General features: G+C 58.4%; 13 protein-coding genes. 5 read left to right on the top strand and 8 right to left on the bottom strand.

The window, feature by feature from the left end; all coding sequences use genetic code 11:
• Positions 1-24: 24 nt before the first annotated feature.
• The gene (locus NE562_RS16155; RefSeq protein WP_280963448.1) at positions 25-819 is read right to left on the bottom strand and encodes an RNA-binding protein; all 795 of its coding nucleotides are present in this window, start codon (positions 817-819) and stop codon (positions 25-27) included.
• 93 nt (positions 820-912) lie between these two features.
• Here NE562_RS16155 and NE562_RS16160 point away from each other — a divergent pair, with 93 nt between their 5' ends.
• Both NE562_RS16160 and NE562_RS16165 read left to right on the top strand, forming a co-directional pair.
• Complete coding sequence (locus NE562_RS16160; RefSeq protein WP_280963449.1) at positions 913-1896, top strand: biotin--[acetyl-CoA-carboxylase] ligase; 984 nt, start codon at positions 913-915, stop codon at positions 1894-1896.
• 36 nt (positions 1897-1932) lie between these two features.
• On the top strand, positions 1933-2475 hold the full coding sequence (locus tag NE562_RS16165; RefSeq protein ID WP_280963450.1) for a hypothetical protein: 543 nt from the start codon (positions 1933-1935) through the stop codon (positions 2473-2475).
• A gap of 65 nt (positions 2476-2540) precedes the next feature.
• On the opposite strand, the gene NE562_RS16170 is transcribed toward NE562_RS16165, so the two are convergent.
• A complete protein-coding gene (locus tag NE562_RS16170) occupies positions 2541-3356 on the bottom strand; it encodes a ferredoxin (protein WP_280963451.1) in 816 nt (271 codons plus the stop codon).
• A gap of 105 nt (positions 3357-3461) precedes the next feature.
• Positions 3462-5120: a ribonuclease J gene (locus tag NE562_RS16175; protein WP_280963452.1), complete on the bottom strand. Its 1659-nt coding sequence runs from the start codon at positions 5118-5120 to the stop codon at positions 3462-3464.
• Between the two features lie 625 nt (positions 5121-5745).
• On the opposite strand from NE562_RS16175, the gene NE562_RS17725 reads away from it, so the two are divergent.
• Both NE562_RS17725 and NE562_RS16185 read left to right on the top strand, forming a co-directional pair.
• Positions 5746-6438: a 3D domain-containing protein gene (locus tag NE562_RS17725; protein ID WP_305147527.1), complete on the top strand. Its 693-nt coding sequence runs from the start codon at positions 5746-5748 to the stop codon at positions 6436-6438.
• 102 nt (positions 6439-6540) lie between these two features.
• The gene (locus NE562_RS16185; protein WP_280963453.1) at positions 6541-7065 is read left to right on the top strand and encodes a transcription repressor NadR; all 525 of its coding nucleotides are present in this window, start codon (positions 6541-6543) and stop codon (positions 7063-7065) included.
• 35 nt (positions 7066-7100) lie between these two features.
• Here NE562_RS16185 and NE562_RS16190 read toward each other — a convergent pair whose 3' ends face one another.
• On the bottom strand, positions 7101-7481 hold the full coding sequence (locus NE562_RS16190) for a metallopeptidase family protein (protein ID WP_280963454.1): 381 nt from the start codon (positions 7479-7481) through the stop codon (positions 7101-7103).
• A 151-nt stretch (positions 7482-7632) separates the two neighbouring features.
• Between NE562_RS16190 and NE562_RS16195 the strand changes: the two genes are divergently transcribed.
• On the top strand, positions 7633-8199 hold the full coding sequence (locus tag NE562_RS16195; protein WP_280963455.1) for a hypothetical protein: 567 nt from the start codon (positions 7633-7635) through the stop codon (positions 8197-8199).
• Between the two features lie 91 nt (positions 8200-8290).
• Here the strand turns inward: NE562_RS16195 and NE562_RS16200 are convergent, their stop codons facing one another.
• The 4 genes from NE562_RS16200 to NE562_RS16215 form a co-directional block, all read right to left on the bottom strand.
• Positions 8291-9289, bottom strand: a complete 999-nt coding sequence (locus NE562_RS16200; RefSeq protein WP_280963456.1) for a Gfo/Idh/MocA family oxidoreductase — start codon at positions 9287-9289, stop codon at positions 8291-8293.
• Between the two features lie 15 nt (positions 9290-9304).
• Positions 9305-10309 (bottom strand): Gfo/Idh/MocA family oxidoreductase, encoded by a 1005-nt coding sequence (locus NE562_RS16205; protein WP_280963457.1) that lies wholly within the window; start codon positions 10307-10309, stop codon positions 9305-9307.
• A gap of 12 nt (positions 10310-10321) precedes the next feature.
• Positions 10322-11212 (bottom strand): myo-inosose-2 dehydratase, encoded by an 891-nt coding sequence (gene iolE / locus NE562_RS16210; RefSeq protein ID WP_280963458.1) that lies wholly within the window; start codon positions 11210-11212, stop codon positions 10322-10324.
• Between the two features lie 12 nt (positions 11213-11224).
• The coding region (locus NE562_RS16215) for a Gfo/Idh/MocA family oxidoreductase (protein WP_280963459.1) at positions 11225-11772 on the bottom strand (548 nt) is incomplete at its 5' end.

Raw genomic sequence — 11772 nt, forward strand, 5'->3', positions numbered from 1 at the left:
CTAAAAAAAACCTTAACAGGCCGTTTATAACACACTTTTTGCATAGGTGACAAATAAGCGGCCTTTTCGGCTGATTCCTCCAAACGACACGATCCGCGCCCTGCCGCGGCCGCGCACGGTCAGCCGGTCGCCCTCGCGCAGCTCGCGCTCATCTTTCAGGCAGGCCGCCCCATTGACGAACACCGTTCCCCGCGCGATCTCCGCCTGCGCGTTCGCGCGGGACAGGCCGAAGATAAGCGCGATCACACTGTCCAGCCGGGGCGACGCCACCGAGCCTTGCCCTTCCTCCTCCCGCTGCTCGGAAATGCGCAGGCTTTCGATCGGCTCGCGCGTCAATTCGATCCGTTTGCGGCCCGCCTTATCAAAGTGCATAAGCAAGAAATCCGCGATCTCCTCGCTTACCAATAGATCCGCGCCCGCTTCATGCACCACGATATCGCCGATCATCGCCCGGTCGATCTGCAAGCCCATCAGCGCGCCCAGATAGTCGCGGTGCGTCAGCTCGTCCCCCGGCCTTTTGTGCGCCCTCAGCAGCGCGACCGGCGCGGCCTGTTTGGCGCTTTCCTCATCCAGATAATCGGGATAAAACACAGCCATGGCTCGCTCGGCCTCCTCATAGCCGCCCCAGAACAACGCGCCGCCGCCCATTTGGCGCGCCGCCGCCTCCGCCATGGCGCGCTCGGCCATGTTCAAAAACCGCGTGTGCGTCAGGTAGCCGCGGGTCTCGCACTCCTGCGCCTTGTCCAATACCTGCGCCAACAGCAGCCGGTCGTCCTCCGTGCGCGCCAGCGCGCTTATGATCTCCTTTTTGGTCTTCAATGTCCTTCCTCCCAATCTCCACTTTTCCCATTGTACAATTTACTGCTTTGGTTTACAATAGGAATATCGTTTTATAAGGGGGCAAGCAATGTTATGTCTGTCAAAGACGCGGTACTGAAAGCGCTGGAGGAGGCGCGCGGCGAACAAATATCCGGCGCCGCGCTCGCCCGCACGCTCGGCGTTTCGCGCGCCGCGGTGTGGAAGGCGGTCGGCACGCTGCGGGAAGCGGGCGTAGCGATTGACGCCGCGCCCGGCGGCGGTTATCTGCTCCGCACCGAGGACGACAGCCTGACCGCCGCCGGTGTAGGCGCACTGCTGGAGACCGAAGCCTTCGGCCGCGAGCTGCTCGTTATGCCCAGCCTTACCTCCACCAACACGGTACTCAAGCAGGAGTATACGGCAAAGCCTCACGGCTTTACGCTGATCGCGCTTGAGCAGTCGGGCGGGCGCGGCCGTCTGGGCCGGTCGTTCGCTTCGCCGCCCGGGTCCGGACTTTATATCAGCGTGCTGATGCATCCCCGCTTTCCGCTGGACAAGCTGCATTTTGTCACGGTGGCAGCCGCCGTCGCGGTTTGCGAAGCGATCGAGCAGACCGCCGGTTTCACCCCCGGAATCAAATGGGTCAACGACGTGCTGATGGAGGGAAAAAAGCTCTGCGGTATCCTGACCGAGGCCGTGATCGAAGGCGAGACCGGCGCGGTGGACGCGGTCGTCACCGGCTTCGGCATCAATTTGTTCCCCAGCCCCGCGTGGCCGGAGGAGGTACGCGCGGTTGCCGGGGCGCTCAGCGAATTTTCCACCGCGCCGCGCCGCGCCGCGCTGGCCGCCGCCCTGCTCGGCGCGTTCGAACGCGGCATCCGCCTGCTGAGCGAAGGCGGCACCGCCGCGCTGATCGCGGCGTACCGCAGCCGCCTGTGCTGCCTCGGCAAACCGGTTACCGTGCACGGCCCCGCCACGCAGTACCACGCCGTCTGCGTGGGCCTGACCGAGGAGGGGCACCTGCTGGTCCGCGACGACGCGGGGCAAACACACACGCTTTCCACCGGCGAGATCAGCATCCGCCTGTCCCCATCGTAAAAAACAAGACCACACGATTATAAAGGAGAAGCCCTTATGTTTGAAACCGCCTCCGGCGTCACCGTTCCCCATCCCGAGCGACTGCGCGAGGAATATGAGCTCGCCGGCGATACCCTGACCATGAACCTCAGCTTTGAAAAACTGCCCGCCTTTGTACAGGCCTTTTACGAGCTGCTTCCCGAACCGCTTTTTCTCGCCGTCCACCCGGACGCGGATAACGAAAACCTCGTCTATTATCTGGACGGCATGACCAAATCGCAGCTTGAAACCGTACTCGGCGGCTACGGCGAGCTGCTCTATCAGGACGGCCTCTCCTCCTTTGCGATCGCCTCGCACGAAACGGAGGAAGAACTGTTCGTGCAAAAGTACAAGGTGCTGTCCCTTTACAGCACCAAGCTGCCCCGGTTCTTCCCGCTGCTCCAGCAATTCGGCGTGTCCCCCACCGCCAAGCTCGTCACCGCGTGGGATACCTTTTCCGAGGCGGAACCCGGCTCCGCATCCCGTTTGCAGGTCGCGGGCGAGACCGTGGAGGACATGATCAAGGAACTGCAAAAGATCGGTATGTATCAGGCGAAATAAAAAAGGTCACAGGAAAGGCGCGTCGCATCATTGTATGCAACGCGCCTTTGCTTTATGATCGTCTTTTAGAGAAACACCGCGTTTTCCGCGCGGCGCGCATAAGCGGCTTCCAGCTCGCTTTTATGGTATAAGTAGCCCGGATCGTCAAAATACTTGGCGTTTTGCGGGCATTTTTTCACGCAAGCGCAACACTTTATGCATATTCCGCGAACCTCCCGCACATCGTCCGGATCGATCGAACCCATGGGGCACAGCGCCGCGCACAGGCCGCAGTTGTCGCACGCGTCGCTCGTCTTGGGCTTTACCTTGCGGATATCAATCGGGTTGCCCGCGCGGTCGCGCGGCTGGTAATAGCCGCGGTACGGCTTTGGCGTTCCCGCGACCGCGACCAGACCATCCATGCCCGCGCGCGCTTTTTCAGCGGCCTGCGCTGAAAACCGGCGCAAAGCCGCGAGGTCGTCCCCATCCGGCCGCCCTGCGGCCAGCGTTTCGGAAAAGGCGTGCTGGCAGGCGAACGCCCCGGCGGCAAACGGCCGGAATCCGTCTTCCTCTAAAAGGTCGCGCAGCTCGATCAGCGCGTCGTCAAAGTCGCGGTTGCCAAAGGTGACGAGCGGCACGGCCAGCGCGCCGCCGCCCCGCACGGTTTTCACATACGGCAGCAGGAGATTGGGCACCCGCCCCGCATAGGTCGGCGTGCCGAACACCACCAGATCATCCTTCTCAAAAGCGGGCGCGCGCTCCCGCGCGGCCGCCTCCGTAAAATCATAATACTGGACCGGCGCGCCGAGCCGTTCGCCAATTTCCCGCGCCGCCGTGCGCACGATCGTCTCCGTCGTTCCCGCCGCGCTCCAATACATGCCCCATATCTGTTTGATCGGCATCTGCCCATCCCTGCTTCCTTATATATAATAAGGTAAGTATATCAAAAAAGCCTTCCCCTGTCTATGCACAAAAAAGGCGGCCATGCGGCCGCCTTTTTGAATCTTTTATATTTCCATAATGATCGGCAGCACCATGGGGCTGCGCTTGGTCTTTTTGAAGAGGAAATCGCTCAGGTCGCCCTTGATCGCGCTCTTCAGGCCGTTCCATTCGCGCACGCCCTCGGTGGCGCAGCGGTCGAGCGCCGCCTGCGACAGCTTGCGCAGCTCTTCCATCAGATCCTCGGCTTCCTTGACATAGACAAAGCCGCGGGACACGATATCCGGCCCGGCGATCACCACGCCGGTCGTCGCGTCCACCGTGACGACCACAACGAGCAGGCCGTCCTCGGACAGATGCTTGCGGTCGCGCAGCACCGCGGTGCCCACGTCGCCGATGCCAAGGCCATCCACCAGAAGCCGTCCGGCGGGCACGGGATTTGCCAGCCGGGCCGTGCCCTCGCCGATCTCGATCGGCCGCCCGATCTCGGAGATCAGAACATTTTTCGGATTGACGCCCATTTCGCGCGCAATGTTCGCGTGCTGCACCAGCATGCGGTATTCGCCGTGTACCGGAATGAAGTACTTCGGCTTGCAAAGGCCGATCATCAGCTTTTGCTCTTCCTGACAGGCGTGGCCGGATACGTGAATCGCGGCCGAGCGGTCATAAATGACCTCCGCCCCCTGCTTGTAGAGCTCGTTAACCATATTGTTGACCGACTTTTCGTTGCCCGGGATGGCGGAAGCGGCGATCAGGATACGGTCGCCCGCCGAAACCTCGACCTGCTTGTGGCTGCCGTAGGCCATGCGGTAAAGGGCGGACATGGTCTCGCCCTGCGACCCGGTGGATACAATGATCAGCTGGTTGCGCGGATAACGCCGGATATCGCTGATATCGATCATCGTCTTGCCCGTGTCCTGTAAATAACCGAGCTCTGTCGCGACCGAGGATATCTTCTCCATGCTGCGGCCGCATACCGCGACCTTGCGGCCCGCCAGCGCGGCGATGTCGAGGATCTGCTGCAAACGCGATACGTTCGAAGCGAACGTCGCGATAATGATACGCTGATCGCTCTCCATGATGAACTTCTCCAGCGATTTGCGCACAGTCTTTTCGCTCGGCGTATAGCCCGGACGCTCGACGTTGGTTGAATCGCTCATCAGCGCGAGAATGCCCTTCTTGCCCAGCTCGCCGATGCGGACCAGATCGATCATTTCGCCCAAATCAGGCGTCAGGTCGATCTTGAAGTCGCCCGTGTGGAACAGCACGCCAAGCGGCGTGGTGATGGCAAGCGCGACCGAATCCGCGATCGAGTGGTTGGTGTGGATAAATTCCACCTTAAAGCAACCAAGCTTGATCGTATCGCCCGCGCGCACACGGCTGAGCTTTACCTTCTGCGGCATGCGGTGCTCGGACAGCTTCGCCTCGATAATGCCGCAGGTCAGCTTAGTCGCATAGACCGGCGCGTTGCATTCGCGCAGCACATACGGAATCGCGCCGATGTGGTCCTCATGACCGTGGGTGATGACGTAGCCGCGCAGCTTTGCAAGATTGCGCTTGATATACGTCGTGTCCGGGATGACCAGATCGACGCCCAGCATGTCGTCGTCCGGAAACGCGATGCCGCAGTCTATGACCAGCATGTCGTTACCGTACTCGATCACCGTCATGTTCTTGCCGATCTCGTTGAGGCCGCCGAGCGGTATGATTTTCAGTTTTTCTTTCATAATAGAACTATCACTTTCCTTATTATATTAAAAATTAATTTCATGATCGAAGCGGGTTCCTGCCCGCATTTCAAAAAGGTGAAAATTCCCGTTTCTTCACCTTTTCTTTCAAATCATATCAAACAGTGACAACACAGGCTGGTTTTACCACGAAAACCGCGGCACATTCCGTACGCAGCCTGCAAACACTTATTATTAGCATACCACAACCGAAAGGGACTGTAAAGAAATTTCTGTCCGGCGGCCCGTAAAGCGGATATTCCACGCGGGGCTGCTTTCTAAATGTAGTATCGTCTGCCTTTCGCCGTCCTATACCTTGGACCTTCTGCGAAATCCGGCCGATTCGACATCGCGGTATTTTTTCAACTGGATAAATTTTGGATGTATTTTCTTATCGAATATGCTGAAAACTTTAGAAGCCTTCACAGCTTTCTGTCCACGACCGAAAAACTATTGTGCACATTACACTAATTTCCTCAAAACCATTTGACAAATCAGCTCCGATGCAGTATCATTGGTTACAGATCGGAAACAGACCGACAACAAAACAGTAACAACCTGAGAACAAATCGGTAACACGGTGCCGCGACCACGCGGGTTCTCACGACGATTTAGGAGTGTTTCAATGACTACGACCTTGAGAAAGCATGCAGTGAAGCTGCTTGCCGCCGCGGTGGCGATCAGTTCTCTGGCGACAGTCGGCGCCGCTGCTGTGTCCACGACGGACGCGCCGGTACCCACCGCCGTGCTCACCTCAAATCTGAATTCCACTGTCGGCAACGCGCTGACGAGCGACGAAGTCCTTACTGCCGAGCAGGCGCTGAACAAGGCCAAGGCGGAAGCCGAAGCCAAGGAAAGGGCCGAAGCGGCTGCAAAGGCCAAGGCGGAAGCCGAAGCAAAGGCCGCGGCACAGGCCAAGCAGCAATCCGAGCAGGCGTACAGCGCGCTGCTGAACGATCCCATCGCTGCTAAGACCGTTGCCTACTCCTCTTCCCTTACGGCCGACAGCGTCGTTAAGAACAACGCCACGTCGCTCGGCAACTACAAGCTCACCTTCTACTGCCCCTGCGCGATCTGCAACGGCAACGACAGCGGCAAGACCGCTTCCGGCACCTACGCAGAGGAAGGCCGCACCATCGCGGTGGACAGCTCGATCATCCCGCTTGGCAGCCGCGTTTATATCGACGGCTACGGCGTCTTCATCGCCGAGGATACCGGCGGAGCGATCAAGAGCAACAAGATTGACGTATTCGTTGGTTCCCATGAGCGTGCGTACGACCTCGGCGTCAGCTATGCCGATGTTTACCTGCTCGCCTAATTTCATCTGACCGCAAAGGACTATGCTTGCATAGTCCTTTGCTTTTTGCTATGATAAGGTAAGATAGCGCAAGCCACAGGCAACAAAGGGAGGAAACCGCACATGAACGCAGCCGAACGCCGCCAGCATATCACCCATCTGCTCTCTGATGCAAAGGATCCGGTCTCGGCCACGGCGCTCGCGGCGCAGTGCGGCGTCAGCCGGCAGATCATCGTGGGCGATATTGCCCTGCTGCGCGCAGGCGGCCTATGCGTGCTTGCCACGCCGCGCGGCTATGTGCTGGAAGCGCCGCCCGCCGTGCCCGCGTATGCGTCGTGCAGCGTGGTGTGCCGCCACGGCGACGAGCGTATGATGCAAGAGCTCTACACCGTTGTCGATCTGGGCGGCGCGCTGATCGATGTAACGGTCGAGCATTCGGTCTACGGCGAGATCTGCGCGCCGCTGCGCATTTTTTCCCGCTTCGACGCGGATGCGTTCCATGATAAGATTCTTTCCTCCGGCGCCCGCCCACTATGCGACCTGACGGGCGGCATCCACCTGCATACCCTGCGCGCGCCGGATCAGCAGACACTGGACCGTGTTGTCGAAGGCCTTCGCGGCGAGGGCTTCCTTCTTTCCGAAACTTAAAAAAGCCGCCGACCCGTCATGGGCCGGCGACTTTTTTAAAGCTCGTCCTTTTTCGCCGCGCGATAGGCCGCGATCTGCTCTTCATCCCACACCTCCAGATCGCGCACGCCCGCGCGCCCTTCCACATGGTGGCGGAATTCATGCCGCAGCACTTTTCGCAGTTCCTCGGTCAGCGCCTGTTCGTCCAGATCGCCGAACACCCGGCGAAAGGAACCGTAAAACATCACGATATACTTGCCCATAGCCGGGTCTATCCGGTATTCGCCCAGAATATACAGGCTGCCGTCCTGATCCGCCGGATGCAGCAAACGGCCGGGATCGACGATGATCCCGCCGTTGAGCTCCTCATAAAACGCCGCGGGCAGCTCTTCCGCGAGCAGACCCAATATTTCTTCAAATCGATCGATCGAAATCATGCTGAAAGTCCATCCTTTCCGCCCTTACTATAACACAGCGCACCGTCCGCCGCAACCGTGTATTTTTTCTTTTATAGGTGTCTTGACAGGTGTTTTATTTTGCTGTATACTAGGCTACAGTAACAAAAGATCGGAAAGGAATTTAAACATTATGACGAAAAGCAAGAGCCTGTACCATCTGGTACTCGCCGGCGTGCTCTGCGCGATCGGCATTATCATTCCAATGTTTTCTCCCATCAAGATTCGCCTCGATCCCATGTCCTTCACGTTGGCCAGCCATGTAGCTGTATTTCTGGCGATGTTCATTTCCCCCGCTGTCGGCGTTGCGGTATCGCTCGGCACTACACTCGGTTTTTTCCTTGGCGGTTTCCCGTTGCCGGTTGTACTACGTGCACTGTCTCATATCATTTTTGCGGCTGCTGGTGCGATTTATCTGCGCAAGCGTCCCGAACTTGTTGATTTTCATCAGCCGGTCGAAAATCGTGGTCTTAAGCTTACTGTTTTCGGCTGTTGGACCAGCCTGATCCATGGTGTGTGTGAAGCGTTGATTGTTATTCCCTTCTATGCCGCTACCCTGTCCGGCGGCGAGCTGATCCGCGTTGTACTACTGCTCGTGTGCGTGGGTTCATTTGTTCACTCTATGATCGACTATGCAATCTCCCTAATCATCTGGAAACCGCTGAGCGGCACCATGCGCAAGTCCTCGGTCACTGCATAAATTACATAACAGCGAGTCTGGCGCAGTCCAGCCTCGCTGTTTTTTTCTAAGGCAAACAAGACCGTCGGTTTAAACCGACGGTCTTGCTTTGTTACGCGGTCACCGGCTCCCATTGCCCGGTCTGCTGCGCGTGAATAAGGGCTTCCGCCGCCACGCAGGCCGCGTAGCCGTCTTGCGTGCCCGGCCCCGGCTCGGCGGCAAGGCCGCGCAGGTGATCCACCCAGTGCTGTAATTCCGCGCGGTAGGCTGTGACAAAGCGGTTTGTCCAATCCTCCGGAATGGCCTGCGCGCACTGTAGATACGACCGTACGAGCGGTTCCGCGCTTACCGGAAGGCGGATGGTGCCCTTTTCACAGACCAACTCGCACAAAATCTCGTAGCCGTAATAGCTGTTGCCCGATACCTCCACATCGATCAGCACGCCGCTTTCGGATTGCATCAGCACCAGCTGCGGGTCTTTCAGTTCGGGACCGGCAAACTGCGTGGACCGTGGAAAGCGCACCGAGACCTCGCTTAGATCCTCGCCCAGCAGCCACCGGCAGATGTCGATCTCATGAATGGCGATGTTGGTGATATGCTGCGCCGTGGTATGGTGCGCCGGATGGCTGCGCGTACGGCTGATGCAGTGCGCCATCAGCGGCGCGCCCAGCTCGCCGGAATCCAGTATTTTTTTCATCTTGATGTAATCCGGGTCAAAGCGGCGCATAAAGCCCACCTGTACCAGCCGCTTACCGGCCGCCCGCTCCGCCTCCACGACTTTTTTTGCATCCTCCAGCGTGGTGGCAAGCGGTTTTTCGCAAAATACCGGTTTGCCCGCCTCAATGCATTTCACCGCCAGATCGGCGTGCGTGCCGTCCCAAGAAGCGATCAGCACCGCATCCACCTCAGGCGAAGCGATCAGCGCCTCCGCGCTGTCCATGACCTTTGCGCCGTATGGTTCTGCGAAGGCCGTTGTTTTTTCCGCGTCCAGATCATATACGGCGGCCAGCCGCGCGCCGTCTACATAGGTCGCAATATTGTGCGCGTGCGTCCGGCCGATGTTGCCGCATGCGCCGAGCACGCCGACCGCGATTTCCTTCTTTTGCATCATTGCTCGCGTCCCTTCTTATTTTTTGCCGTCCAAATACGCCTGATGAAGCTGTAAGCAGAATTTCAAACTCATGGTGCCGTCGTGCGCGGTGGTCTCCGGTTTGCGGCCGGTCAGCACGCAGTCGACAAAGTCATTCATTTCGCCCGCGAAAGCGTCGCCCCAGCGCGCGATAAAGCTTTCCTGACACTCCTCTACATAGCCCGCGTCCGTAAACGAGGAAAGATAGTTTTTACGCGGCACGGAATTGACGCGGATGGTACCCTTGGTGCCGACGATCTCGCTCTCCACATGGCTGCACGTCGCCGTGCGGCCCACTTGAATAAACGCGGTCGAATCGTTGTTGAACTTGGTCAGCGAAAAACCGTTGTCATAGTCGTTATACGCGGCAAGGCCAGTGCAAACATACGCATCGCCGGTCGCAAAGGATTCTACCGGGTCTCCCTCCAAAAACCAGCGCGCCAGATCGGCGTCGTGACTGCCCATCTCGATAAACCACGGCACATAAATGCCCTTTTTAACCCCTTCCAGATGCGCGTCCAGCACGCTGGCCGGGTCGAGCGATACGCCCTTGAACAGAATCGGCTTGCCGATCTCGCCCGCGCGGATCTTTTGTTTCGCTTCCGCGTAGGAGGGATCAAAACGACGCATGAAACCTACGGTAAAGCACACGTCCGGGTTTTCATTGACCGCTTTTTCTATTTCCTCGCAGTCCTCCACCGTCTTGGCCAGCGGTTTCTCACAGAAAATATGTTTCTTTGCCTTTAAAGCCGCAAGGCAGGCTTCCTTGTGCGCGTCCGCGCCGGTTGCAATGACAAGCGCGTCCAGTTCGGGATTGCGCAGCATCTCATCCAGATCGGTATAGCCGTAGGGAATACCGAATTCCTCTTGCGTTTTCTTGACCTTGCTTTCGGTGCGGGCGCAAACGGCAATCACTTCCGCGTTCGGGTTGCGCTGCAGATCGGTCAAATGCTGCCGCCCCATGCTGCCGATGCCAATGATACCAAAGCGAATCTTTTTCACGGTCAGCCCTCCTTACAGCTCCGCCGTACGGCGGATATAATCACGCGCCATGAGCGCATACTCAAACGGATTGGCCTTGGCCGGGTCTTGCTCAGCCTCAACGATAAACCAGCCTTCATAATGCGCGTCGCGCAGCGCCGCAAACACGCCTGGGTAATCCACGCAGCCGTCGCCCGGAATGGTAAAGCAGCCTTCCAAAACGGCCTTGCGGAATTTAAAGCCCTCGGCATAGGCCTGTTGCATCTTGTCACGGCGGATATCCTTCAGATGCACATGGCCGATGCGCGGCCCAAACGCCTTAGCCGCCTCGACCGCGTCCTCGCCCGAAAAGGTGAAGTGACCCGTATCATAGCACAGCCATACATAGCGCGGATCGGTATTTTCCATCAGGCGGCGGGTCTCGGCAAAGGTCTGCACCACGGTCGCCATATGGTGGTGAAAGCACAGCTTAAAGCCGCGGTCCGCCGCGATCTTACCCAGCTTATTAAGGCCGGTGCACAGCTTTTGCCATTCCTCGTCGGTGGCTACCGGCTTGTTGTCGCCAAACATCGAGCATTCCTCGGCGAACAGGCAGCGGGTCAGTTCGCATACGTTGACGCGGCTCGCGCCCATCGCCTCAAGAAAGTCCAGCTGTTCTAGAAACGCCTTTTCGTTTTCCTCATAGGGCGTGGAGCACAGGAAGCTGGAAAACCACTGGCTGGCGATCTTGACGCCGCGCAGATCAAGCGCCTTGTTCAGCACCTTGGGGTCGGTCGGGAATTTGCCGCCTACCTCGGTGCCTTCAAAGCCCGCGAGCTTTGCTTCCGAGATCATCTGTTCAAAGGTCAGCTCCCCGCCGAGCTGCGGCATATCGTCGTTCGTCCAACCGATCGGCGCGATGCCTAGCTTTACGTTATTAAACATGCTTTTTCCTCCTCAGCACTTTTCCCACTGGCCGGATCGCACGCTCTTCAGCACCGCGCCGATCACGCCGTCCACCTTGGCGCCCATTTCAAAATCGCAGAGATAGGATGCGCCGTGCATCGCCTGCATCAGCGCGTGCGCCTGCAGCGTCTTCATATCGTCAAAGGCGATCGCAATGCCGCCCGCGGGCTGGAACCATTTAAAGCCCTCGTGCTCCGGGTTGAGCAGTACGGTGCGAAAGCCGCAGTCACGGCCGTTGTCTCGGTCGGCGTCGGCCTTGAAGTATACCTGCACCTCGCCCATGCGCTGTAAATCGTACACGACCGTGCCCTCTGTTCCCTGTATCTCATAGTAGAAATAATTCTTGCGGCCGGTCGCCACACGGGAGGATGAAAAATCGCCGATCGCGCCGTTTTTGTATTTTACCAAGAAAGTGATCAGGTCGTCGTTCTCGACCTTGCCCATCTCCGTGGAGCCGGGCTTTAGCGGGCGCTCCGGAATGACAATGGACTGTACCGCGCTGACTTCGTCCATATCGCCCATCAGCATCTGTGAAACCG

Origin of the sequence: Butyricicoccus faecihominis (assembly GCF_024462775.1) — a bacterium.
GTDB lineage: Bacteria > Bacillota > Clostridia > Oscillospirales > Butyricicoccaceae > Agathobaculum > Agathobaculum faecihominis_A.

Coding starts and splice junctions, on each gene's coding strand:
- NE562_RS16160 (WP_280963449.1), top strand. CDS start 913: ATGTCTGTCAAAGACGCGGTACTGAAAGCGCTGGAGGAGGCGCGCGGC.
- NE562_RS16165 (WP_280963450.1), top strand. CDS start 1,933: ATGTTTGAAACCGCCTCCGGCGTCACCGTTCCCCATCCCGAGCGACTG.
- NE562_RS16170 (WP_280963451.1), bottom strand. CDS start 3,356: ATGCCGATCAAACAGATATGGGGCATGTATTGGAGCGCGGCGGGAACG.
- NE562_RS16175 (WP_280963452.1), bottom strand. CDS start 5,120: ATGAAAGAAAAACTGAAAATCATACCGCTCGGCGGCCTCAACGAGATC.
- NE562_RS17725 (WP_305147527.1), top strand. CDS start 5,746: ATGACTACGACCTTGAGAAAGCATGCAGTGAAGCTGCTTGCCGCCGCG.
- NE562_RS16185 (WP_280963453.1), top strand. CDS start 6,541: ATGAACGCAGCCGAACGCCGCCAGCATATCACCCATCTGCTCTCTGAT.
- NE562_RS16190 (WP_280963454.1), bottom strand. CDS start 7,481: ATGATTTCGATCGATCGATTTGAAGAAATATTGGGTCTGCTCGCGGAA.
- NE562_RS16195 (WP_280963455.1), top strand. CDS start 7,633: ATGACGAAAAGCAAGAGCCTGTACCATCTGGTACTCGCCGGCGTGCTC.
- NE562_RS16200 (WP_280963456.1), bottom strand. CDS start 9,289: ATGATGCAAAAGAAGGAAATCGCGGTCGGCGTGCTCGGCGCATGCGGC.
- iolE (WP_280963458.1), bottom strand. CDS start 11,212: ATGTTTAATAACGTAAAGCTAGGCATCGCGCCGATCGGTTGGACGAAC.